The organism is Thalassovita mangrovi (assembly GCF_009857745.1).
GTDB classification, from domain to species: Bacteria; Pseudomonadota; Alphaproteobacteria; order Rhodobacterales; family Rhodobacteraceae; genus Thalassobius; species Thalassobius mangrovi.
The window spans coordinates 309,125-331,759 of sequence record NZ_WWEN01000001.1 but is presented as its reverse complement, the minus strand read 5'-3'; the positions used below and the strand labels follow the sequence as shown (position 1 = coordinate 331,759).

Here is a 22,635-nt window from a genome sequence, read left to right as displayed (position 1 = left end):
TGACCGGCGGGGCGAGCTCTGCTTTATGATTTGATCAAATTATTCGGAAGGGAGCAGCCCCATGGCGCTTGAAGATGCAAAACGGCAGATCGACCACGCCTTCACCCGCGAGGACACGCGCGGGCTGAGCTATGAAAACGCCTTTGCCGGCGCGACCTCCTTCCTGCGCCGGCGCTATACCAAGGATCTTACCGGGGTGGACCTTGCCATCACCGGCGTGCCCTTCGATCAGGCGGTGACCAACCGCCCCGGCACCCGTTTCGGCCCGCGCGCGATCCGCGAGGCGAGCACCCTGCAGCCCTACGATCCGCCCTATGGCTGGGGCTACGATCCGCTGGGCACGTTTTCCATCGTTGATTACGGCGATCTGGCGTTCGATTACGCCAAGACCTCGGAATTCCCCGAAACGCTGGAAAGCCACTACCGCACCCTGCTGGATGCGGATGTCGGCACGGTGACTCTGGGCGGCGATCACTACATCGCTTTACCGATCCTCAAGGCCTATGCCGAAAAATACGGGCCGATGAGCGTGATCCAGTTCGACGCGCATTCCGATCTCTGGGCCGATGACGATTACCAGCGGATCGACCACGGCACCTTCATGTACAAGGCGGTGAAACTGGGGCTGGTTGATCCGAAACGCTCGGTCCAGATCGGTATCCGCACCGAATGCGACGACTACCTTGGCATGAACGTGATCGACGCGCGCGAGGTGCATGAAAGCGCGCCGTCCGAGATCGCCCGCAAGGTGCGCGCCATCGTCGGCGACGCGCCGACCTATCTGACCTTCGATATCGACGCGCTGGACCCGGCCTTCGCGCCGGGCACCGGCACGCCGGTCTGGGGCGGTCTGACCTCGGCCCAGGCGGCGATCATCCTGCGTGACCTGGCAGGGATCAACCTGAAAGGCGGCGATATCGTCGAGGTGTCGCCGCCCTATGACACCACTGGCGCCACCGCGGTCGCGGGCGCCCATGTGGCGATGGAACTGATCTGCCTCTGGGGCTGGACGCGGCGTTAAGCTTGCCGTGGCCCCGGGGCCGGTCATCTATGTGCATGGGCACTAAGGAAACGGTGAAAGGGGCAGGGCGGTGAAAACGCTGTCGGTTATCATCCTGTTGCTATTGGCGGCGATGGCCTATGTCCGGCTGTCGCCCAACGATCCGGCGCGCTGGCATCAGCCGGTGCGCGGCGATCAGGACAAGAGTTTCGAAAACGGCGTCATCCGGGTGCTGCCCGGCTCGGCGGAGGATTTCGCGCAACTGCACAAAATCGCCTCGAGCTGGCCGCGCACCAAGGTTCTGGCCGGGTCGGTGGCCGAAGGGCGGATCACCTATGTCACCCGCACCGCTTTCTGGGGCTTTCCGGATTTCACCACCGTAGAACGGCGCGACGGCCAAATCGCACTCTACGCAAGGGCGCGCTTCGGCCGTTCAGACCTTGGGGTCAACGGCAAGCGGGTGCAGGCTTGGATCGACGCTCTGGCGCAGCGATGAGCTGAGGCAGCCTTCGGACACCTCCCGCCACATCGGCACGTTCAGCGACATCTGGCACTGCGCCATGAACATCCGCCCGTCCACCTGCAGGCAGACGGTTTCGCCCAGCTCCACCCGCCCGCCCGACGTGTCGGTGCAATAGCAATCCACCACCTTGCCGCCGATATTCTGATCGGCCAGCGCGGGCGTGGCGAGCAGCAGAAAGACAAGTAGTTTAACCATAATTCCACCCTATCACAGCCGCGCCTCTTGACCAAATTGCGCGAATGGGAAAGAGCAGGGGCATGATATCTCTCGACCGACTACACCAGATCACCAGCCGTTTTGAATTCATCGAGGCGCAGATGGCCGAAGGCACCGGCGATATCGCGGCCCTTGGCCGCGAATATGCCGAACTGCGCCCGGTGGTGGAGCAGGTGAGATCTTATAAGCAGTTGCTGTCAGACCTGGACGAGGCCGAGGCGATGCTGACCGATCCGGAGATGAAGGCGCTGGCCGAGGAGGAATTGCCGGGCCTCAAGGCGCAGCTGCCCGAGGCGGAAAAGGCGCTGCAACTGGCGCTGCTGCCCAAGGACGCCGCCGATGCGCGTCCGGCGATGATCGAAATCCGCCCCGGCACCGGCGGCGACGAGGCTGCGCTGTTCGCCGGTGACCTTCTGCGCATGTATCAGCGCTATGCCGAGGCGCGGGGCTGGTCGTTCCAGATCGTCGACCTGGCCGAAACCGAACTGGGCGGGATCAAGGAAGTCACCGCCCATGTGAAGGGCGAGGGCGTCTTTGCCCGGCTGAAATATGAAAGCGGCGTGCACCGGGTGCAGCGGGTGCCGGAAACGGAATCGGGTGGGCGCATCCATACCTCGGCCGCGACCGTGGCGGTGCTGCCCGAGGCCGAGGACGTCGATATCCAGATCGATGCCAACGATCTGCGCATCGACACGATGCGCAGTTCCGGCGCGGGCGGCCAGCACGTGAACACCACGGATTCGGCGGTGCGGATCACCCATATTCCAACCGGCATCGTGGTGACCTCTTCGGAAAAATCGCAGCACCAGAACCGCGCCATCGCGATGCAGGTGCTGAAGACGCGTCTCTATGACATGGAACGCCAGCGTATCGACAGCGAACGCGCGGCGGACAGGAAATCGCAGGTCGGCGGCGGCGACCGGTCGGAACGCATCCGCACCTATAATTTCCCGCAAGGCCGGATGACCGATCACCGCATCAACCTGACTTTGTACAAGCTCGATCAGGTGATGCAGGGCGACCTGGACGAGGTGATCGACGCGCTGATCGCGCACCATCAGGCCGAACTGCTGGCGGAGATGGAAGGGTGAGCGCGATAAAGGCGCAAACCCCCGGTCAGGCGCTGTCCATCGCTTTGTCGGAGGGGCAGGACAGGCTGGCCGACAAGGACAATCCCGCGCGCGAGGCGCGGCTGCTGCTGGCCCATGCGGCTGGGGTGGATCAGGCGGGGCTGATTTCGCTCGGGCTGGCGGATTTCTCGGACGCGATGATGGAGCGTTATCGCGGTTACCTGGATCGGCGTGCGATGGGGGAACCGGTGTCGAAGATCCTTGGCTACCGCGACTTCTGGAACCACCGGTTCGAGGTCAGCGCCGACGTGCTGGACCCGCGCCCCGATACCGAAACCTTGATCGCGGCGGCGCTGGAAGGGGTGGCGCCGAAACGCATCCTCGACCTGGGCACCGGCAGCGGCTGCATCCTGCTCAGCTTGCTCAGCGAATGGCCGCAGGCCACCGGCGTGGGCGCCGATCTGAGCGACAAGGCGCTGGCGGTTGCCGCGCGCAATGCCGAAAGCCTGGGCGTGGCTAACCGCGCCGAGCTGATCCTGTCGGACTGGTTCGCAGCCATCAAGGGGCGTTTCGACATGATCGTGTCCAACCCGCCCTATATTTCCGAAGCGGAAATGCGCGACCTGTCGCCCGAAGTTCTGAACCACGACCCGCGCATGGCGCTGACGCCGGGGGGCGACGGGCTCGATCCCTATCGGATCATCGCCGCCGGGGCCGCGGATCACCTGACCGAGGGCGGCCGCATCCTGGTCGAAATCGGCTGGAAACAGGGGCCGGACGTGGCGGCGATTTTTCGCGATGCGGGATTTCACGACGTGGAAATCCGCGCCGATCTGGACGGGCGCGATCGCGTCGTTCTTGCAACAGCGGGTTGAGATTTTGCCGACTGCCGCCTGAAAGGGCGGATTTTTACCCTGAATCCCCTTGCGTCCGCAGGCACTTGCGATTACCTAGGGATTGTCGAGGCGCTGGATGCTTTCAACCGCTCCCGCCCGACGCCAAGCCATAAAACGTTTGTGAACCCGGTTGGTAATTGAGCGCAAGAGGCGTGAAACGGGTCCTACGACGCTGAAATGTGAAGGCTGGACAGCAGTAAAATGAGATCTTCCAAATCCCGTTCGCGGTCGAAATCGAGCCGCAACAGTAACCGCAACGTCGGAAATATCGTCAATCGGGTGTTCGACAGCTCGGGCCCCGAGGGCAAGGTGCGCGGGACGCCGCAACAGATTATCGACAAGTACACCCAACTGGCGCGTGACGCGCAGCTGGGCAACGACCGCGTGGCGGCCGAGAATTTCCAGCAGCACGCGGAACATTACCTGCGCATGCTGAGCCAGGCGCAGCGCGAACAGGACGCGCGCCGCGAACAGCAGGAACGCGAAAACCGCGAACGCCAGGCCGAACGCGACCGCGAACGCGCCGCGCGCCAGGAACGCGAAGCCGCGCAACCGGCACGCCAGGCGGCGGATGCCATCATTGACCCGGGCAGCGCCGAACAGCCCGACGTGGTCGATCATTCCGTGGAAGAAGACAGCGGGCTGGTCGAAACCCCCGAGGCGAAGGCCGAAAAGCCCAAGCGGGTCAGCAAACCGCGCAAGCCGCGCGCACCGCGCAAACCCGCGGCCGAGGACGCTGCAGAGGCGCCGAAGGATACGCCCCCCGCACCGGAAGCCCCCGAAGCGGCGGAGTGATCTGCTCAGGATGGATTATCGAAAAGGCCCCGCGAGGGGCCTTTTTCTTGTCCGGGGTTTGCTTCAGCTTTCGGCCAGGTTCCGCGCCAGCGCGCAGAACTGTTCCAGCCCCACGGTTTCGGCCCTATCGGTGGGCTTGATGCCCGATGCGATCAGCCGGTCCTCGATGTCGGGGGCCATGCCCTTCAGGGCCGCGCGCAGCATCTTGCGGCGCTGGTTGAAGGCGCGCGCCACCACCTGTTCCAACTTCTTGGGATCGGCCGGAAAGCGCGGCTCGGGCAGGGCGGTCAGGTTGACCACCGCCGAATGCACCTTGGGCGGCGGGCTGAAGGCTTCGGGCGGCAGGTGCAACACGATCCGCGCCTCGGTCCGCCATTGCGCCAGGAGCGCCAGCCGGCCATAGGCCTTGGACCCGGGGGCGGCGACGATGCGTTCGGCGACTTCCTTCTGGAACATCAGCGTGAGCGAGGTCCAGAACGGCGGCCATTCCTTCGGCGTCAGCCAGCGCACCAGCAATTCCGTGCCCACGTTATAGGGCAGGTTGGCGGCGATGCGGATCGGCGGCGTCAGGTGTTCCAGCGGATCGACATCCAGCGCATCGCCGTTGATCACCTGCAACCGACCCGGATAGGCCTCGGCGATTTCCGCCAGCGCGGGCATGCAGCGGCTGTCCTTTTCAATCGCCAGCACCTTGCGCGCGCCCTCGGCCAGCAGACCACGGGTCAGGCCGCCCGGACCGGGGCCGATTTCCAGCACGTCGCATTCGCTCAGATCGCCCGCCAGACGGGCGATTTTCGCGGTCAGGTTCAGGTCGAGCAGGAAGTTCTGGCCGAGCGATTTCTTCGCCGCGATGCCGTGGCTGTCGATCACCTCGCGCAGCGGGGGAAGCGTGTCTATGCCGCTCATGACGCGGCCCGGTTGGCGGCCATCTTCGCCGCCAGCTTCAACGCCTCGATGGTCGAGGTGATGTCGGCAATCCCCTTGCCCGCGATGTCGAAGGCGGTGCCGTGATCGGGCGAGGTGCGGATGAACGGCAGGCCCAGCGTGACGTTGACGCCGCTGGCGAAATCGATCGTCTTGATCGGGATCAGCGCCTGGTCGTGATACATGCAGATCGCCGCGTCATAGCGCGCCCGCGCCGCCGGGTGGAACATGGTGTCGGCCGATTTCGGCCCGTCCAGCTGCAGCCCCTCGGCGCGCAGCTCGTCCAGCAGCGGGATGATCAGTTCGATCTCTTCCATGCCCATCGCGCCGCCTTCGCCCGCATGGGGGTTCAGACCGGCCACCGCCAGGCGCGGATCGGTCAGGCCGAAATCGCGGCGCAGGGCGGCATCGGTGATGCGGATCGTGTCGGCCAGCAGATCGGCGGTCAGCGCCTTGGGCACTTCCGACAGCGCGATATGGATCGTCACCGGCACCACCCGCAACTCATCACAGGCCAGCATCATCACCACCCGGTCGACGCCCGCCAGCGCGGCAAGGTATTCGGTATGGCCGGGATAGGCGAAATTCGCCCCGTCCTTCAGCGCCTTCTTGTGGATCGGCAGAGTGCACAGCGCCGAGGCCGCGCCGCTTTGCACCAGGTCCACACCGCGTGCGATCACGTCGATCACGCCTTGCGCATTTGCAGGGTCGGGTTGGCCGGGCGTGGCCGGGGCGGGGAAGTCGTGGCGCAGCACCGGCAAGCCGCTGCGGCAGGCCGTTAACGCCTCGCCGGGTGCGGCGATTTCCACCACCGGGGTGCCCTCGGGCAGGTGGCGCGGATCGCCGATGAAGAAGAACGGCAGGCTGTCGCCCAGCTCGCGCCAGGCGCTGCAGGCGATCTCGGGGCCGACCCCGGCCGGTTCGCCGCAGCTGAGCGCGATCGGGCCAGTCATCGGGCGTGTCATTGGTTGGTGATCCTCGCTTCGGAGCGCAATTCTTCGAGGAAGCCGTTGGCGAAGGATTCCAGTTGGCTGTTGCGCAGCTGCATGGACACCTCTTCGCGCGAGGTGTCGCCGGCAGCGGCCGGGGTGCGGCCGCACAGCATCAGGAAGACCAGCTGCTGCCCGTCGGCGCGGGTCAGGTTGGTCGACACTTCGCCCTTGTCCAGCTTGGCCAGTTCCAGCGCGATGTCGCGCGGCAGTTCCGCCGGGGTGGTGCTGACCCGGTCGAGCAATTCGTCGGGCTGGCCGTAATTGACGCCATAGAGATCGTCGCAGGTGTCGACCTCCCCGCGCAGCTTTTCGGCCTTGGCCAGGGTTTCGGGGCTGCGCCCGCCCGGCATGTAATAGGCGGCATATTCGATGGCGGCGATGTCCGGCGCCCTGTAGCCGGTTTCCTGGATGTCGCGCAGCTGGAACACCGCCACGGCGTCCTGGAACGGCAGCGGCGCGGTGGCTTCGCCGGGCGCAAGGCCCAGCAGCAGCGGGCGCAGCGCCGGCGGCAGATTGGTGATCGGCATCCAGTCCAGGCGCCCGCCGTTTTGGCGGCTATTGGCGGCGGAATATTGCCGCGCGGCGTTGGAAAACGCGTCGAAGCTCTTGATCTGGCTGATTTCCTCGGCCACGGCCTGAACCTCTGCCTCGCGGCCCTGCGGCACCGGGATGATGATTTCCGACAGCAGGACCCGCACCGATCCGCCGCCGGAAATGGCTTCCAGCGCCTTGTCGATATCGGCCTCGGAAACCGAAACGCGGCCATTGTACTTGGCGCGGATCAATTCGCGCCAGCCGAGCCCGGAGACGATGAAATCCAGGAAGGTCTGCCTGTCGACCCCGGCCTCTGCCAGCAGTTGAAACAGCTGATCGGGCTTGAGATTGCCGCGGTTGGCGAATTCCGCGACCGCGTTGTCGATGCCTTCCTGGCCGAGCTGGAGCCCGACCGCATCGGTGGCTTCCAGTTTCAGCCGGTCCTCGATCAGCTGTTCGCGCGCCAGTTGGGCACGGTTGCCCGGTACGTTCAGAACCCCCAGCAGCAATTCGCGCTGTTCGATTTCATATTGCGTGATGACCCGGTCGTTGACCTTGATCACCGGATCGAAAAGCCCTTGGGCCAGCGCCGTCACGGGGGCGGTCAGAACGCATCCGACGGCCGCGGCGGCAAAAAGGATCTGGCGCATGGTCTGTTTCATAGTCCCTAGTTCCTGCATGTGCGGGTATAGCTTTTGTCAATGCTGTCAGCGCTAAACCCGGTGAGCCTGACAGTAAAGCCCAAAGAGGTCGACGGTTCGACGATAGTGGAAGAGGTGAAGCGGCGCGAGAGCGAAAGGTTCAGCTGCACGCATTCGTTACGGTAGATCAGCCCGAGACCGGCCTCGGCGGTGCGGTCGGACACGATGTCATAGCGCCAGTCGGCGGTGCCCGACCAGTGGCGCGAAAACCGGTAACTGCCGTCCAGCCACCATTCCGACACGGTGGAGGCGCGGTCTTCGGCGGCGTCGGCCCCGAGCCAGACATAAGAGGCGCCAAAGCCGCCGCGCGGCATTTGCCAGTCGGCGCGGGCCTCGGCCTTGGTGACGTCGAAAGCCTGGTCGCTCAGCAGCGTGCGCGCGCTCAGGGTCAGGCCCCGGGGCGTCTGCACCTGTCCGGCGACCAGAAGGTCCGAACTGGCACCGGCCAGCCCCGAGGTGACGCTGAAATTGCTGTCCGCCGTTTCGCGGTAGACCTGGCCGACGGCGAAGGTCGAGCTGCCGCCGCGCGGGCCCAGCCGGGTCCAGTAGAGGCCAAGCGCCGCCTGGCTGCCGCGTTCGCGCCGGTCGTAGGACGGGAAGCGCGACAGCGACAACAGGTTGCCTTCGTCGAATTCGACCCGGGTGCTTTCGTCGTTAGGCAGGTTGGGGTTGTCCCCGCCGGTCCAGCCGATCATCGCCACCGGTTCGATCACGTGGATGGCGCCGTTGCGGGCGGATTTCATCCAGGGCCAGCGCAGGATCAGGCTGGTCTGCGGCGTCACCACGGTGTCGCGGTCAAGCGCGGTGCTGTCTTGCTGCACGGCAAAGCCGTCCACCGCCAGCCCGGCGTGATATTCGGCGCGGATGCCCGCCGGCAGGGTCCAGCTGTTGCGCCAGCTCAGATCCGCATCGGCGCGGCTGATGTCGCGCCCGTCGATATCCAGATCGGAATAGCGGTAATGCGAATGCGCCCCGAGGCTTAGGCGAGCTTCGCCGCCCAGTGCCTTGGGGAATATACGCTTTTCGTAACTCACTTCGCCGATGATCGTGGGTAGGGTCGAATTGTCCTCGCCCTCGCGCAGGGTCTGGTACGACGTCAGCGCGCCACGGATATATTCGTCGCGTCTGACCCGGGTCAGCGCCGCTTCGCTTTCCAGCCGGTCCTTGTCGGAATAGTCGTATTCGACCAGATAGGCGCGGTCGGTCACCGCTTCGATATTGAAGCTGAGCTTGTAATCGCGCTTGAGGTCGAACAGGCCGTTGCCGAACAGGTAACCGCGGGTGCCGGTATGGATGGTGTCATCCGACAGCGCACCGTTGAATTCGAGCCGGCCGTTGCGGAACGCCTGCCGGTAGCGCAATTCCACCGTCTTGGTCTTGGACGACAGGTAGGGCGTCAGCGTCAGGTCGCGCGAGTCGCCCATCTTGATGAAATAGGGCAGTTTCAGCCCCAGCCCCAGCTGGGTATTCTGCTGCAGTTCGGGGATCAGGAAACCGGTGGCCCGTTCCACCGTCGGGTCGGGCAGCCGCAGCCGGGGCAGCCAGAACACCGGCACGTCCATGATCCGCAATTGCGCGTTCTCGAAGTAGAGCTGGCGGGTTTCCTGGTCATGCGTGGTCTTCTTGGCCCGGATCTGCCACAGCGGCGGGGTCTTGCTGTCGCAGACCCGGCAGGAGGTCGCGGCGACCTTGTAGAGCTGCGAATAGCGCCCGGCGACGCGGCTGATCTGCACCGCGGCCAGTTGAAGCTGCTGGTTCATGATCATCCGCGCACCGCGCAGCAGGCCGTTCTGCAGGCCGAGGTCCAATTCGCCGGATTCGGCCAGGATCACCACGTCTTCGCCATCTGTCAGGGTGATCGGCCCCTCGATGGCCAGCGTATCGGCCTTGCGGTCATAGACGACCCGCGACGCGTTCAGCCGCATGCCGTCGTAGAAGGCTTCGACATTGCCCTCGGCGATCAGCTTGTTGCGGCCGATGAGCCTGAGATTGTCCGCGATCAGCACCGCGTCCTTGGGTTTTTCGGCTTCGGCCCGAGTGCCAGCCTGCGCGTCCTGCTGCGCCAGCACGGGCAGGGCGTGGGCCGGGGCCAGAAGCGCGGCGAGGACAAGCGGCAGAAGACGGCGGTTCATCATCCGTCCTCCATATGCAAAAGCAGGCCGAGCGCAAGCAGAACCGAGGCGACCGGGGGTGCCCAGGCGGCGAGCATGATCGGAATTTGTCCATTTTCACCAAGTATTTGTGCGAAGTTCCTGATGTAATAAAGGCCAAATCCCAGCATGATCGAGGTCAACACCGCGATGCCGGTCCGGCCGAACCGCGTATGGCGCATGGTGAAGGCCGAGGCGATCAGCACCATCGCCATCAAAAACAGCGGCCGGGCCAGTTCCATCTGCAGCCACACCGCGTGGCGGCGGGCGGAAAACCCGGCTTCCTCCAACTGGCCGATATAGCTGGGCAGGTTCCAGATCGAAATCGAACTGGGCAGGCCGAAACTGTCGCGAATGCGTTCCTGCGTCAGGGACGAGGGCAGGGTCATTTCCTCGTGGAATTCCGCCGATCCTTCCGGGTTCAGGGTCGCGTCGAGCGGCCAGACCTTGGCGCGGGTCAGCGTCCACTTGCCCTTTTCCAGCACCGCCCAATCGGCCTGAATGCGGCGCGACGGACCGCCGTCGGGGGCATAGCTGACGAAGGTGACGTCGTAGAAGGTGGTGCCCTCGGGATTGGCGCGGGCGGCGCGGATCACCGTCTGGCCATTATCGCCGCCCTGGCGCAGCCACAGGCCTTCGGCGCTGATCGAAAACACGTTGGCGGCGCCGCTTTTATAGACCTCGTACAATTCGTGATAGCGCTTCGAGGTCGCCGCCACGATCGGATTGAACATCGCCACCGCCAGCGTGCCGATGATCGCGGCCACGATCAGCGGCGACACCAGGCTGCGCAGCGCCGAGCGCCCCGAGGCGCGCACCACCACCAGTTCCGACGATCGCGCCAGACCCAGGAACAGGGTGATCGTGGCCAGGATCATCACCAGCGGCAGGATACTGTAGATCCCTTCGGGCGTGTTCAGCAGCGTCAGTTCGAAAATATCGGTAAGCGGGATGCCCTCGGCCGAAAAGCGGCTGATCTGTTCGACCAGGTCGATCAGCAGCATCAGCAGGAAAAACACCCCGGTGATCCCGGCGAAGATGGTAAAGAACTTGCGCGCGAAATAGAGGTCGAGCTTCATGCCGGTTCCTCCGCCGTCAGGGCCCGCTTGCGCCGCCGCCGCGGCCGTGCCGCCCAGTGCAGCAGGAAGGCCGACATCGCCGCGCCCACCACCGACGGGGCATAGACCAGCGGCCACAGATCGCCATTGGCGCGCACCGCGTCGGTCACCAGCCCTTCGACCAGTTTCACGATCACCAGCAGCACCAGCGCCGCCACGATCTGGCGCCAGACGCCGAAGCGCGAAAATCCGCCGACCAGCAGGGTGGCGAAGCCGATCAGCGCCGACACGACACACAGGAAGGCCTGGTTCACCCGGGAATGCAGTTCCTCGATGGCGCGGTTGGTGCTTTCGCCGGTTTCCGCCGCGATGGCGGCGGGTTCGCGCATCAGTTCCCAGGTCGGGCTGTGCCGGATCTGCCGCACATCAATGTCAGGTGTGCCGATCAATTCGCTGATATCATATGAAAAATCGTTGAAATGCGTGGTGAAGAGCCGGTTGCCGTCGCGCAGGTAGCTTTGCGCCAACCCGTCCACCATGACCAGTTTCACTTTGCCGTCGTCATTGATCAGATAGGCGTTGGCGGCGCTGTAGGTCATCGCCCGTTCCGAACTGCGCCGGTCCGACAGGAACACGTCCCTGAGCGCGCCTTCGGGAGTGATTTCGCGGATATAGAAGGTGACGCCGTCGGCCGGGTGCAAGAACGTGCCCTCGGTCAGCAGCCGGGCGGTGATGTTGCGCGCGATCTCGGCCTCGCGCAGCTTCATCTGGCCCAGGCTGATCGGCACCAGGATATGGGTCAGCACCGACATCATGATCCCGACGATCAGCCCGTAATACAGAACCGGCCGCGCCAGCCGCCAGGGGCTGAACCCGGTGGCCTGCATGACGACCAGTTCGGATTCGCTCGACAATCGGTTGGTGACATAGACCGACCCGGCGAACACCGACATCGGCAGCACCAGCCGGATCACGTTGGGCAGCGTCAGCGCGGTGAATTCCAGGAACACGAAAGCAGACTGACCGTCACCGATCAGTTTATCGAACAGCCGCACCGCCTGGTTGATCCAATAGATCGACACCAGAACCAGCGCGAAAAATCCGAACAGCACCATCAGCTGCGACAGCATATATCTGTCGAATCTGGACACGGGCCCCCCAAGGCAAAGCGTATTATCAGCCGGACGTTACAAGATGTCGCCGGGGGGGAAAACTGCTATCTGGCAATACCGGCGGCAGGGCGCTAGGTATCGGGGGGTAATCATTAGGAGAACACCAGATGACCGCGCCGATTTCCATCCGTTTCACTGCAACCGATCTCGATACCATCGCCGCCCATCGCGGCCGGGTGGCGGTGATCGTCGATGCCGAGGGCAAGCTCGACCCCGGCGCGCGGCGGGTGAACCGGCTGAGCAAGGGCACGTTGGCGCGGTTCGTGGGGTCCGAACGGTTCGAGAAGATGAAGGACGGGCAGGTCGCAACGATCGCCTGCCCGGTGGGGATGGAAGCCGAGGCGCTGGACGTGTTGCGCCTGTCGCGCCGCCCGTCGGAAACGCAAGCCCGCAAGGCCGGTGCCGCGCTGGCCAAGGTCAAGGGCGGCAAGGAACAGCTGGTGCTGGCGGGCAACCTGCGCCGGGTCGAAGACCTGGCCCAGGGGATCGCGCTGCGCGGCTATGATTTCACCGATCACAAGACCGCCGACAAGGACAAGGCCAAGGATGAAAACGCCGAAACTGTGATCGCTTGCTCCAAGCCCGAAGAGGCAACCGAGGCCGCAGCACCGCTGTTGGCGGTGGCCGAGGGCGTGTTCTTCACCCGCGATCTGGTCAATGAACCGGCCAACGTGCTGACCACCACCGAATTCGCCGCGCGGCTGAAAGCGATGACCGATCTGGGCCTGAAGGTCGAGGTGCTAGAAGAAAAGGACCTCGAAAAACTCGGCATGGGCAGCCTGTTGTCGGTGGGCCAAGGCAGCGACAGCCCGTCGAAGGTCGTCGTCATGCAATGGCTGGGCGGTGAAAAGGATGCCGCGCCGCTGGCGCTGGTGGGCAAGGGCGTGGTGTTCGATACCGGCGGCATCAGCCTGAAACCGGCCGCCGGCATGGAAGACATGACCATGGATATGGGCGGCGCGGGCGTGGTCGCGGGCGTGATGCGGTCGCTGGCGCTGCGCAAGGCCAAGGCCAATGTCGTGGGTCTGGTCGGGCTGGTGGAAAACATGCCCTCGGGCAATGCCACCCGTCCGGGCGACGTGGTGAAATCGATGAAGGGCGACACGATCGAGGTGATCAACACCGATGCCGAGGGGCGCTTGGTGCTGGCCGATGTGCTGTGGTACGCGCAGGACCGGTTCACACCCTCGGGCGTGATCGACCTAGCCACCCTGACCGGCGCGATCATCATCGGGCTGGGCCATGAAAACGCGGGCGTGTTTTCCAACGACGACGACCTGTGCAAGGATTTCCTCAAGGCGGCCGAGGCCGCGGATGAAGGCGCGTGGCGGATGCCGCTGGGCCAGGCCTATGACGACATGATCAAGTCGCGCATCGCCGATATCAAGAACACCGGCGGCCGCCCCGCCGGGTCGATCACCGCGGCGCAATTCCTGCAGCGCTTCATCAAGGACGGCATGCCGTGGATTCACCTTGATATCGCGGGCGTCGCCAGCGTGAAAACCGACACTTCCTATGCGCCCAAGGGCGCGACCGGCTGGGGCGTGATGGCGCTGAACCGGCTGGTGTCCGACAGCTACGAGGGCTGATCCTTTGGGGGCCGCGTTTTTCTATCACCTGACCCGGGCGCCTTTGGACGTGACCCTGCCGATGCTGGCGGGCAAGTCGCTTGGCGCGGGCTGGAAGGTGGCGGTGCGCGGTCCCGATCGCGGCCGGATGGAATGGCTGGACCAACGGCTGTGGCAGGGCCCCGAGGACGCGTTCCTGCCGCACGGGCTGTCTGGCGGGCCGCATGATGATTTGCAACCGGTGCTGCTGACCGTGGCGGGCGAGGTTGCGGGCAACGATCCGGCCTGCCTGATGGCGATCGACGGCGCGGCGGTGAGCCCTGAGGAGGTGCAGGCGCTGGAACGGGTCTGCATCCTGTTCGACGGCACCGACGAAGAGGCGGTGCAGGTGGCGCGCGGTCAGTGGAAACAGCTCACCGGCGCGGGCTGTTCGGCGCAATACTGGTCCGAGGAATCGGGAAGGTGGGAGAAGAAGGCGGAAAGCTGAGGGCTGCGAACGTGGCGCCGCGTCATAGGTGCTTGAATTAAGTGGTTAAAGCTAACTCATGCAAACTAATGGATTCTGGGCCTATCGGAAGCCGTGATACTCTAAGACTTGCTCTCTTTTCTTACACAGGGACTAATCAAAACGTAAACTAAATCCGTAAGAACAATTGCGATCAAAATAACCGCCAATACTCGGAACAGACTGAAACCAAACAAGATCACAAGCGGAATTGCGATGGCAGAAAAGACACCAGCCACTAGCCCATAGACTATTGAGCTTAGGCGATAAAAACACCCGCAATTTTCACATTCAATCCATCCATGTTTCATCGCCCATTTCTGCGAGAAAGAAATTTTAACGTCACTACATTTAGGACAAAATTTCACTGGAATTCCCTATTTTGCAAACCGATAAACTAGCTTCAGAAATCTCTGAAGTCGCATTGTGCTAGAGGCTTGCGAATATTTACATCTAAAAATTGATTCTGGCAGCTAGAGTGGCTGCGCATATGAAGATCTTCGGCCATCTGTGATGACGCGGCATCACGCAGCTCTATTTCTAGATCAAACCGAATATGATTTCGTTTCGGTTACGTCAGCTAACTTTCCCGAAAGAAAAACGCCCCGCAGCGGTTATGCTGCGGGGCGTTTTTCGTAAATCGATTAGTCGTCTGCCGGTTTACGGAATGATCCGGGTGTATTTCACGCCTTCCAGCGTTGCCCCGGCCATCAGACCGGCCTGGCCGAAGATCACCGCCACAACCGGCGTGGTCGCGGTGGTGGTGTCGGCGCGCACGTTGCCGCCCTGGTCCTTCAGCACGTATTCCGCATCGGCCCCGGCGGCCCAGCCGGGCGAATGGCGGAACCGCATCAGCGCGTCCTCGGTCATGAAGAACAGGACGTGGGCGAATTGCTGCGCCCCGATCTGCAGCCCGATGCTGCCCTTGGTGGCGGAATAGTAATCCACCGTCGCGCCCTCGACCCGGAGCGCGCCGCGCCCGTATCCGCCGCCGATGCCGAAACCGGCCTCGGTCACCAGCGGCATCACCAGCATGCCGTTGGATTTTTCGGCCAGGTCGCGGGTGTTGGGATAGCGGCCGTAGAGATAATCCAGCGTCTTGTCGACGCGGGCGTCGATGGTGGAACTTGCGGTGCTGCCTACGCCGTTGCCGCAGGCGGCGGTCATGCCGGCGCCCGCCAGGGCGGCCAGCGTGAAGCTGCGTCGTGTAAACTGTGTCATGGTATCGCCTGTTCGTTGCCTGACTGCTTTCCGGCTATGTCTGCCGGTTGCAGGGAAGTATAGGGCGCAACCGGCGCGCTGTCACGCAAATCGCGCCCATATGAGCGGCTTATCGCACGCCGTGAAGTTTCTTCGCCGCGGCGGGCGCGAAATAGGTCAGGATGCCGTCGCAGCCGGCGCGCTTGAAGCACAGCAGGCTTTCCATCATCGCCTTTTCGCCGTCGATCCAACCATTGAGCGACGCCGCCTGGATCATCGCGTATTCGCCCGACACCTGATAGGCATAGGTCGGCACCGCGAAGCGTTCCTTCACCCGGCGGCAGATGTCCAGGTAGGGCATGCCGGGCTTGACCATCACCATGTCGGCGCCTTCGCTGAGGTCGCGTTCGATCAGGCGCATCGCCTCGTCGGTGTTGCCGGGATTCATCTGGTAGGTGGTCTTGTCGCCCTTCAGCGCGCCGCTGGCGCCCACCGCGTCGCGGAACGGGCCATAGAAGGCGCTGGCGTATTTCGCCGAATAGGACAGCAGCATCGTGTCCTTGAAGCCTTCGGATTCCAATGCTGCGCGCATTGCGCCGATGCGCCCGTCCATCATGTCCGAGGGGCCGATGATGTCGACGCCCGCACGGGCCTGTTCCAGCGCCTGCTTGACCAGCGCGTCGACGGTTTCGTCGTTGATCACCTTGCCGTCGACCACGAAGCCGTCATGACCGTCGGCATTATACGGGTCCAGCGCCACGTCCGACATCACCGCGATGTCGATGCCCGCATCCTTGATCGCGCGGGTGGCGCGGTTCGACAGGTTGTCGGGGTTCCAGGCTTCCTCGCAGGTGGAGGTCTTCAGCGACGGGTCGGTATAGGGGAACAGGCAGATCACCGGGATGCCAAGATCGGCGGCTTCGCGGGCGGCCTCGACGATCTTGTCGACCGAACGGCGCATCACGCCGGGCATCGAGGCCACCGGTTCTTCGATCCCTTCGCCGTCGCGCACGAAGACAGGCCAGATCAGATCGCCGACCCCCAAAGTGTGTTCCTGCACCAGCGCGCGGATCTGCGGCGATTGGCGGGTCCGGCGGAAGCGGGTATGGGGGAAGGGGGCCTGACTTTGATATGGCATGGGATGCGTCCTTTCTCAGTGCGACATGGGTGACATGGAATTTCCTGCATCTCAAGGGTAGGAATTGCCGCGCGGGCAAAGTATGCAGTCCGGCAGGAACAGACGGGAAACACGGGATTGACCTGGTATCAGACGCTGAACGAAGTACTGGATCTTCGATCCTTTTCGAACCTGTGGTTCTGGATCGCCCTTGCGGTGATGTGGTCCAGCGCCAGCCACTGGGTGCTGGGCGTGCCCTATGACATGGTGGTGCGCGCCGCCCGCAAGGGGGGCGCGGCGCAGACCGATCTGGAAGACATCACCCGGGTTCAGATCAATCGGCTGCTCTATATCGGCGAAGTATCGGGGCTGTGGCTGACCGGGCTGGTCTGCTTTCTGCTGACCTCGCTGGTGCTGCTGGGCTTCATCTATGGGCTGCAGATCGCGCAGGCGTTGTTCTGCCTGGGCTTTCCGATGACGATCGTCTGGCTGATCCGGTTCCGGGCCGCCCGCCGCATCCGCGCCGAGCAGGTAAACGGAAAGCTTCTGCGCAAATACCTGACCCGGCAACGGCTCTGGACCCAGGTGATCGGGATGATATCCATCTTCGTCACCTCGATGTGGGGCATCTATTCCTCGCTGTCCGACCGCTTCAACGAAGACCACTTCAAACCTCAGGGATACAACATCTTCCATGACGAAGAGCAGACCGTTCATCACCGCGGGGGGCGCGCCTGAGGGCTTCGACGCCAAGCTGATCCTCGACGAGATCGGCAAGTGCGACGGCCCGGTGATCCATGTCGCCCGCGATGACAAACGCATGGCGGCGATGGAATCGGCGCTGCGATTCTTCGCCCCCGACATGCCGATCCTCAGCTTTCCGGCCTGGGATTGCCTGCCCTATGACCGGGTCAGTCCGCATGCCGATATCTCGGCCGCTCGGATGGCGACGCTGGCCGGGCTGGTGCATGGCGCGCCGAAGCAATTCGTGCTGCTGACCACGGTGTCGGCCGCGATGCAGCGGGTGCCCGCGCGCGGCGTGCTGACCGAGGCGGCCTTTACCGCGCGGGTCGACCATCGGGTCGATGAAGGGGCGCTGCGCAATTTCCTGGTCCGGATGGGCTTCACTCAGGCGCCCACCGTGATGGAACCGGGCGATTACGCCATTCGTGGCGGCATCATCGACATCTTCCCGCCCGGAGAGGGCGGGCCGGTGCGGCTCGACATGTTCGGCGACGTTCTGGACGGGGCGCGGCGCTTCGATCCGGTCAGCCAGCGTACCACCGAAAAACTGGAGGTCGTCGAGCTGGCCCCGGTGTCCGAGGTCATCCTCGACGAGGCGGCGATCCTGCGCTTCCGGCAGAATTACCGGCTGGAATTCGGCGCCGCGGGCACCGACGATCCGCTCTATGAGGCGGTCAGCGCCGGGCGCAAGCATCAGGGCATCGAACATTGGCTGCCGTTTTTCCACGAAAAACTGGAAGTGCTGTTCGATTACCTGCCCGACGCGCCGGTGACGCTGGACGACCAGGTCACGCCGTCGCGGCTGAGCCGGTTCGAGACGATCGAGGACCAGTATGAGACCCGCCGCCTTGCCATGGCGCAGAAGGGGCGGATGGATACGGTGTACAAACCGGTGCCGCCGGACCGGCTCTATCTCGACGATGCGTCCTGGGAAGCGGCGGTCGCCGACCGCCGTGTGGTGCAGTTCCACCCGCTGGCGCAGGCGTCGGGCCCCGGGGTGATCGACGCGGGCGGCCGCATCGGGCGCAACTTCGCCCCCGAACGGCAGCTGGAAAACGTCAACCTGTTCGAGGTGCTGGCAGGACACATCCGCGCCCGTATGGACAAGGGGCCGGTGATCGTCGCGTCCTATTCCGAGGGCGCGCGCGAACGGATCGAGGGGCTGCTGGAAGACGAGGACCTGATCGGCGCGGTTTCCGTGCGCGACATCAAGGGCGTCGGCAAGCACGGGCTGCACCTGGCGGTCTGGCCGCTGGAACACGGGTTCGAGGCGCCCGCTCTGACGGTGATTTCCGAACAGGATGTGCTGGGCGACCGGTTGATCCGCAAGCCGCAGAAGAAGCGGCGGGCGGAAAACTTCCTGACCGAAACCCAGTCGCTGAGCCCCGGTGACCTGGTGGTGCATCTCGACCACGGGATCGGGCGCTACGTGGGGCTGGAGGTGATCACCGCCGCCGGCGCCGCGCATGAATGTATCGAGCTGGAATACGCCGAGGGCGCCAAGCTCTACCTGCCGGTCGAAAATATCGAGCTGCTGACCAAATACGGCCATGACGAAGGGCTGCTGGATCGTCTGGGCGGCGGCGCATGGCAGGCGAAAAAGGCCAAGCTGAAGGAACGCATTCGTGAAATGGCCGACCGGCTGATCCGGGTCGCCGCCGAACGCGAATTGCGCCACGCGCCGGTGCTGGAACCGCAGCACCACGCCTGGGAAGCCTTCAGCGCCCGTTTCCCCTATCAGGAAACCGACGACCAGCTGAGCGCGATCGAGGATGTGCTGTCCGACATGACCTCTGGCCGGCCGATGGATCGTCTGATCTGCGGCGATGTGGGCTTCGGCAAGACCGAGGTGGCGATGCGCGCCGCCTTCGTCGCCGCCATGTCCGGCGTACAGGTGGCGGTGATCGCGCCGACCACGCTTCTGGCGCGCCAGCACTACAAGGGGTTTGCCGAACGCTTTCGCGGATTTCCCATCGAAGTCAGGCCCTTGTCGCGCTTCGTTACAGCAAAGGAAGCCAGCGCCACCCGCGACGCGATGGCCCGCGGCACCGCCGATATCGTGGTCGGCACCCATGCTCTGCTGGCCAAGAACGTGAAGTTCAAGAACCTCGGCCTGCTGATCATCGACGAGGAACAGCATTTCGGCGTCGCGCATAAGGAGCGGCTGAAACAGATGCGCTCCGACATCCACGTGCTGACGCTGACCGCGACGCCGATCCCGCGCACGCTGCAACTGTCGCTGTCGGGGGTGCGCGATCTGTCGATCATCGGCACGCCGCCCGTCGACCGGCTTGCCATCCGCACCTATGTCAGCGAATTCGACGCGGTCACCATCCGCGAGGCGCTGCTGCGTGAACATTATCGCGGCGGGCAAAGCTTCTACGTGGTGCCGCGCATTTCCGACCTGCCCGAGATCGAGGAATTCCTGCGCGAACAGGTGCCCGAGGTCAGCGTCATCACCGCCCACGGCCAGATGGCGGCGGGCGATCTGGACGAGCGGATGAACGCCTTCTACGACGGCAAATACGACGTGCTGCTGGCGACGACCATCGTCGAAAGCGGGCTCGACATCCCGACCGCCAACACGATGGTGGTGCATCGCGCCGACATGTTCGGCCTAGCGCAGCTTTACCAGATCCGCGGCCGGGTGGGGCGCAGCAAAACCCGCGCCTATGCCTACCTGACGACGAAACCGCGCGCGAAACTGACCGCCACGGCGGAAAAGCGGCTGCGGGTGCTGGGATCGCTCGACACGCTTGGTGCTGGCTTCACGCTGGCGTCTCAGGACCTCGACATTCGCGGCGCCGGCAACCTCTTGGGCGAGGAACAGTCGGGCCAGATGCGCGATGTGGGTTACGAGCTTTACCAGTCGATGCTGGAAGAGGCGATCGCCAAGATCAAGGCGGGCGAGCTGGAAGGGCTGACCGATGCCGAGGATCAATGGGCGCCGCAGATCAACCTCGGCGTGCCGGTGCTGATCCCGGAAAAATACGTGCCCGACCTCGATGTTCGGCTTGGATTGTATCGCCGTCTCAGTGGCTTGTCCGGCAAAGTTGAACTCGAAGGCTTCGCCGCCGAACTGATCGACCGCTTCGGCAAGCTGCCCAGGGAGGTCAACACGCTGCTGCTGATCGTGCGGATCAAGGAGATGTGCAAGAAGGCCGGGATCGCCAAGCTCGACGGCGGGCCGAAGGGCGCGACGATCCAGTTCCACAACGACAAATTCGCCTCGCCCCAGGGCTTGGTCGAATATATCCAGGCGCAGAACGGGCTGGCCAAGGTCAAGGACAACAAGATCGTGGTGCGGCGCGACTGGAAGCTTGACGCCGACAAGATCAAGGGTGCCTTCGCCATCGCCCGCGACCTGGCGCAGAAAGTGGTGGACGAAAAGAAACGGAAGGGCAAATGAGCATGCAGCCGGGCTTTCACGACATCCCCGCCGGCCATCTGGCCGCCGTGGTCACCCATCTGGAAATGACGGTGCGCCCCGATCCGCGCCCTGAACACGACGCGGGCCTGTCCCTGCGCCGCGTCGACGCGCCCGATCCCGACTGGTACCGCGCGCTCTACCAAAGGGTCGGCGAGGACTGGCTGTGGTTTTCACGGCTGACCATGCCGGAAGCGGAGCTTCAGGCGATCCTGAACGACCCGAAAAACCACGTCTATGTGCTTGAAAAGGATGGCGAAGAGGCAGGTCTGCTGGAGCTCGACTTCCGCCAGGAAAACGACTGCGAGCTGGCCTTCTTCGGCCTCACCCCGGGCGCCATCGGCGGCGGCGCCGGGCGCTGGATGATGAACCGCGCGATCGAGCTTGCCTGGGCCGAACCGATCGCCCGGTTCCACGTGCATACCTGCACGCTCGATCACCCGGCGGCGCTTGATTTCTACCGCCGTTCCGGTTTCACGCCGGTCAGCCGGGAACTCGAAATCGCCCCCGACCCGCGCCTCGACGGCACCTTGCCCGCCACTGCGGCCCCGCACGTGCCGATCCTGCGCTGAGCGCGGATCCGTCCAGCCCTTCTTCTGTTCAAAAATATCCCGGGGGAGTCGTGGCTTGCCACGGCGGGGGCAGCGCCCCCTTACGCCCTTTGATCCAGGAAATCCCGGATCTTTGGCGCGATCCAGTCCCACAGAACCGGCGCGCCATGAGCGACCTTCGCCCCGACCCGCGCCGCGATCGTGTCGTAATCGACGTTATATTCGATCCACGATCCGCCGCCCGAGGCCAGGTTCTGGTTCGGTGGCTGGAACCGGTCCAGCGCCTTGGCGAAACGCGCATCCGGCGTCTCGTTGCCCTCGAATTCCAGCCACAGGGCCAGCAATTCCTCGGCCAGCGGCCCCGGCAGCAGCCCGAAGATGCGCCGCGCCGCTTCCAGTTCCTCGGCCTCTTTCGCCGCCGCGTCGTAGGACCCGAAAATCGGCGCGTCGCCCGCGTCGATTTCCACCAGGTCGTGGATCAGCAGCATGCGGATGACCCGGGCGATATCGACGCCTTCATCGGCATGTTCGGCCAGCACCAGCGCGTAAAGCGCCAGGTGCCAGCTGTGTTCGGCGCTGTTTTCGCGCCGCGATCCGCCGGCGATGCGGGTGGCGCGATAGACCGCTTTCAGCGCGTCGGCCTCGTTCAGGAAGGCGAGGCCGGCCGTCAGGCCGGACGCGCCCGGATCGGCGTTCGCCATCCGCGCCGTCACCTGCGCGTGCATCTCGGGCCAGTCCCGGTGCAGATGCCGCGAGCGGCCCTCCGACAGGTTGCCGCGCACCACCGCGACCTGATCGTCGCGCGGAACCTCGGGCGATACCGCTTGCAGGATCGGCTGCACATGGTCCATCTGCTTGGCGAAACGCGCCTCAAGGCTGTCGCCCGCCTCGAATTCGTCCCACAGCGCGCGCAGCGGCGTGGCCTGATCGGGCGGCAGGATCGCGAACAGTCGGTCGGCGGCGGCGCGTTCGGCCGCTTCCACCTGTTCGGGATCGTGATCGAGGTGGATCGGGTGGTCGCCCGCGTCGATTTCGACCAGGTCGTGCAGCAGGATCATCGCGATGGCGCGGTCGCGATCGAAGTCGCCGAATTGCGGATGATCCATCAGCAGCGCGTAAAGCGCCACGTGCCAGCTGTGTTCGGCGGAATTTTCGGGCCGCGACAGGTCCTGCAGGATGTTCTGCCGGTCCACCTGTTTCAGGCGGCAGGCCTCGGTCAGGAAGGCAAGCTGCGCGTCGAGCCGGGGGCTCACTCCGTCGCCCCTTTCGAGGCGGCCAGCGCGCCCTTCAGGCGGCCTTCAAGGAACTTGCGCGCACGCTTTTCCGCCAGCCGCACCCGGACGGCGGTCATGAACGCCTCTTGCGTGGTCTGCGACGAGGCACCGAGCTGCTTGGCGACTTGATCGATCAGCAGGTCGTCGTTCAGCGCCTCGGCGGCCTCGATCGTGTCGCGGGCCAGCGCATCGGCGAGATCCTCGGCAACGCTCATGGT

General features: G+C 64.3%; 21 protein-coding genes. 10 read left to right on the top strand and 11 right to left on the bottom strand.

The window, feature by feature from the left end; all coding sequences use genetic code 11:
• The first annotated feature begins 61 nt into the window (after window positions 1-61).
• Together speB and GR167_RS01610 are read left to right on the top strand one after the other, a co-directional pair.
• Window positions 62-1,021 carry an agmatinase gene (gene speB, locus GR167_RS01615; protein ID WP_160971686.1) on the top strand — a complete coding sequence of 320 codons (960 nt, stop codon included), beginning with the start codon at window positions 62-64 and terminating at the stop codon, window positions 1,019-1,021.
• Window positions 1,022-1,091: 70 nt separating this feature from the next.
• A complete protein-coding gene (locus tag GR167_RS01610) occupies window positions 1,092-1,496 on the top strand; it encodes a DUF1499 domain-containing protein (RefSeq protein ID WP_370741217.1) in 405 nt (134 codons plus the stop codon).
• Here GR167_RS01610 and GR167_RS01605 read toward each other — a convergent pair.
• Window positions 1,434-1,718 carry a hypothetical protein gene (locus GR167_RS01605; protein ID WP_160971685.1) on the bottom strand — a complete coding sequence of 95 codons (285 nt, stop codon included), beginning with the start codon at window positions 1,716-1,718 and terminating at the stop codon, window positions 1,434-1,436. The genes GR167_RS01610 and GR167_RS01605 overlap by 63 nt on opposite strands.
• A gap of 62 nt (window positions 1,719-1,780) precedes the next feature.
• Here GR167_RS01605 and prfA point away from each other — a divergent pair, with 62 nt between their 5' ends.
• The 3 genes from prfA (at window position 1,781) to GR167_RS01590 (ending at window position 4,500) form a co-directional block, all read left to right on the top strand.
• Window positions 1,781-2,830, top strand: a complete 1,050-nt coding sequence (gene prfA / locus GR167_RS01600) for a peptide chain release factor 1 (RefSeq protein ID WP_160971684.1) — start codon at window positions 1,781-1,783, stop codon at window positions 2,828-2,830.
• Complete coding sequence (gene prmC, locus GR167_RS01595; RefSeq protein ID WP_370741216.1) at window positions 2,827-3,684, top strand: peptide chain release factor N(5)-glutamine methyltransferase; 858 nt, start codon at window positions 2,827-2,829, stop codon at window positions 3,682-3,684. The genes prfA and prmC overlap by 4 nt, the downstream gene beginning before the upstream one ends.
• A gap of 222 nt (window positions 3,685-3,906) precedes the next feature.
• The gene (locus GR167_RS01590; protein ID WP_160971683.1) at window positions 3,907-4,500 is read left to right on the top strand and encodes a DUF4167 domain-containing protein; all 594 of its coding nucleotides are present in this window, start codon (window positions 3,907-3,909) and stop codon (window positions 4,498-4,500) included.
• Window positions 4,501-4,563: 63 nt separating this feature from the next.
• On the opposite strand, the gene rsmA is transcribed toward GR167_RS01590, so the two are convergent.
• From rsmA to lptF, 6 genes are read right to left on the bottom strand one after another with little or no spacing between them, the layout of a single operon-like run.
• Entirely contained in the window at window positions 4,564-5,406 is an 843-nt protein-coding gene (rsmA, locus tag GR167_RS01585) for a 16S rRNA (adenine(1518)-N(6)/adenine(1519)-N(6))-dimethyltransferase RsmA (RefSeq protein ID WP_160971682.1), read from the bottom strand.
• Complete coding sequence (pdxA, locus tag GR167_RS01580; protein ID WP_160971681.1) at window positions 5,403-6,377, bottom strand: 4-hydroxythreonine-4-phosphate dehydrogenase PdxA; 975 nt, start codon at window positions 6,375-6,377, stop codon at window positions 5,403-5,405. The genes rsmA and pdxA overlap by 4 nt, the downstream gene beginning before the upstream one ends.
• Window positions 6,378-6,385: 8 nt before the next feature.
• A complete protein-coding gene (locus tag GR167_RS01575) occupies window positions 6,386-7,600 on the bottom strand; it encodes a peptidylprolyl isomerase (protein ID WP_235915808.1) in 1,215 nt (404 codons plus the stop codon).
• 17 nt (window positions 7,601-7,617) lie between these two features.
• Entirely contained in the window at window positions 7,618-9,783 is a 2,166-nt protein-coding gene (locus GR167_RS01570; protein ID WP_306419540.1) for an LPS-assembly protein LptD, read from the bottom strand.
• Window positions 9,783-10,880, bottom strand: a complete 1,098-nt coding sequence (lptG, locus tag GR167_RS01565; RefSeq protein ID WP_160971678.1) for an LPS export ABC transporter permease LptG — start codon at window positions 10,878-10,880, stop codon at window positions 9,783-9,785. Before lptG ends, GR167_RS01570 begins: the two co-directional genes overlap by 1 nt.
• Window positions 10,877-11,989 carry an LPS export ABC transporter permease LptF gene (gene lptF, locus GR167_RS01560; RefSeq protein WP_160971677.1) on the bottom strand — a complete coding sequence of 371 codons (1,113 nt, stop codon included), beginning with the start codon at window positions 11,987-11,989 and terminating at the stop codon, window positions 10,877-10,879. Before lptF ends, lptG begins: the two co-directional genes overlap by 4 nt.
• 149 nt (window positions 11,990-12,138) lie before the next feature.
• On the opposite strand from lptF, the gene GR167_RS01555 reads away from it, so the two are divergent.
• Both GR167_RS01555 and GR167_RS01550 read left to right on the top strand, forming a co-directional pair.
• On the top strand, window positions 12,139-13,620 hold the full coding sequence (locus GR167_RS01555; RefSeq protein WP_160971676.1) for a leucyl aminopeptidase: 1,482 nt from the start codon (window positions 12,139-12,141) through the stop codon (window positions 13,618-13,620).
• A 4-nt stretch (window positions 13,621-13,624) separates the two neighbouring features.
• Window positions 13,625-14,086 (top strand): DNA polymerase III subunit chi, encoded by a 462-nt coding sequence (locus GR167_RS01550; protein WP_160971675.1) that lies wholly within the window; start codon window positions 13,625-13,627, stop codon window positions 14,084-14,086.
• Window positions 14,087-14,764: 678 nt separating this feature from the next.
• On the opposite strand, the gene GR167_RS01545 is transcribed toward GR167_RS01550, so the two are convergent.
• Both GR167_RS01545 and hemB read right to left on the bottom strand, forming a co-directional pair.
• Window positions 14,765-15,325, bottom strand: a complete 561-nt coding sequence (locus tag GR167_RS01545) for a lipid-binding SYLF domain-containing protein (protein ID WP_160971674.1) — start codon at window positions 15,323-15,325, stop codon at window positions 14,765-14,767.
• 109 nt (window positions 15,326-15,434) lie between these two features.
• A complete protein-coding gene (gene hemB / locus GR167_RS01540; protein ID WP_160971673.1) occupies window positions 15,435-16,442 on the bottom strand; it encodes a porphobilinogen synthase in 1,008 nt (335 codons plus the stop codon).
• A 117-nt stretch (window positions 16,443-16,559) separates the two neighbouring features.
• Here hemB and GR167_RS01535 point away from each other — a divergent pair, with 117 nt between their 5' ends.
• From GR167_RS01535 to GR167_RS01525, 3 genes are read left to right on the top strand one after another with little or no spacing between them, the layout of a single operon-like run.
• On the top strand, window positions 16,560-17,159 hold the full coding sequence (locus GR167_RS01535; protein WP_235915807.1) for a component of SufBCD complex: 600 nt from the start codon (window positions 16,560-16,562) through the stop codon (window positions 17,157-17,159).
• Window positions 17,116-20,574 carry a transcription-repair coupling factor gene (mfd, locus tag GR167_RS01530; protein ID WP_160971672.1) on the top strand — a complete coding sequence of 1,153 codons (3,459 nt, stop codon included), beginning with the start codon at window positions 17,116-17,118 and terminating at the stop codon, window positions 20,572-20,574. Before GR167_RS01535 ends, mfd begins: the two co-directional genes overlap by 44 nt.
• Complete coding sequence (locus tag GR167_RS01525; RefSeq protein WP_160971671.1) at window positions 20,571-21,164, top strand: GNAT family N-acetyltransferase; 594 nt, start codon at window positions 20,571-20,573, stop codon at window positions 21,162-21,164. The genes mfd and GR167_RS01525 overlap by 4 nt, the downstream gene beginning before the upstream one ends.
• 80 nt (window positions 21,165-21,244) lie before the next feature.
• On the opposite strand, the gene GR167_RS01520 is transcribed toward GR167_RS01525, so the two are convergent.
• Entirely contained in the window at window positions 21,245-22,396 is a 1,152-nt protein-coding gene (locus tag GR167_RS01520) for an HD domain-containing protein (protein WP_160971670.1), read from the bottom strand.
• The gene (locus GR167_RS01515) at window positions 22,393-22,632 is read right to left on the bottom strand and encodes a hypothetical protein (RefSeq protein ID WP_160971669.1); all 240 of its coding nucleotides are present in this window, start codon (window positions 22,630-22,632) and stop codon (window positions 22,393-22,395) included. Before GR167_RS01515 ends, GR167_RS01520 begins: the two co-directional genes overlap by 4 nt.
• Window positions 22,633-22,635 lie beyond the last annotated feature (3 nt).

Excerpts from the sequence above, each read along its gene's own strand:
- GR167_RS01525 (WP_160971671.1), top strand. The coding sequence starts at position 20,571 with ATGAGCATGCAGCCGGGCTTTCACGACATCCCCGCCGGCCATCTGGCC.
- GR167_RS01555 (WP_160971676.1), top strand. The coding sequence starts at position 12,139 with ATGACCGCGCCGATTTCCATCCGTTTCACTGCAACCGATCTCGATACC.
- GR167_RS01515 (WP_160971669.1), bottom strand. The coding sequence starts at position 22,632 with ATGAGCGTTGCCGAGGATCTCGCCGATGCGCTGGCCCGCGACACGATC.
- lptF (WP_160971677.1), bottom strand. The coding sequence starts at position 11,989 with ATGCTGTCGCAGCTGATGGTGCTGTTCGGATTTTTCGCGCTGGTTCTG.
- GR167_RS01575 (WP_235915808.1), bottom strand. The coding sequence starts at position 7,600 with ATGCGCCAGATCCTTTTTGCCGCCGCGGCCGTCGGATGCGTTCTGACC.
- GR167_RS01590 (WP_160971683.1), top strand. The coding sequence starts at position 3,907 with ATGAGATCTTCCAAATCCCGTTCGCGGTCGAAATCGAGCCGCAACAGT.
- GR167_RS01605 (WP_160971685.1), bottom strand. The coding sequence starts at position 1,718 with ATGGTTAAACTACTTGTCTTTCTGCTGCTCGCCACGCCCGCGCTGGCC.
- pdxA (WP_160971681.1), bottom strand. The coding sequence starts at position 6,377 with ATGACTGGCCCGATCGCGCTCAGCTGCGGCGAACCGGCCGGGGTCGGC.
- GR167_RS01570 (WP_306419540.1), bottom strand. The coding sequence starts at position 9,783 with ATGAACCGCCGTCTTCTGCCGCTTGTCCTCGCCGCGCTTCTGGCCCCG.
- prfA (WP_160971684.1), top strand. The coding sequence starts at position 1,781 with ATGATATCTCTCGACCGACTACACCAGATCACCAGCCGTTTTGAATTC.
- GR167_RS01545 (WP_160971674.1), bottom strand. The coding sequence starts at position 15,325 with ATGACACAGTTTACACGACGCAGCTTCACGCTGGCCGCCCTGGCGGGC.
- lptG (WP_160971678.1), bottom strand. The coding sequence starts at position 10,880 with ATGAAGCTCGACCTCTATTTCGCGCGCAAGTTCTTTACCATCTTCGCC.
- hemB (WP_160971673.1), bottom strand. The coding sequence starts at position 16,442 with ATGCCATATCAAAGTCAGGCCCCCTTCCCCCATACCCGCTTCCGCCGG.
- mfd (WP_160971672.1), top strand. The coding sequence starts at position 17,116 with ATGACGAAGAGCAGACCGTTCATCACCGCGGGGGGCGCGCCTGAGGGC.
- rsmA (WP_160971682.1), bottom strand. The coding sequence starts at position 5,406 with ATGAGCGGCATAGACACGCTTCCCCCGCTGCGCGAGGTGATCGACAGC.
- speB (WP_160971686.1), top strand. The coding sequence starts at position 62 with ATGGCGCTTGAAGATGCAAAACGGCAGATCGACCACGCCTTCACCCGC.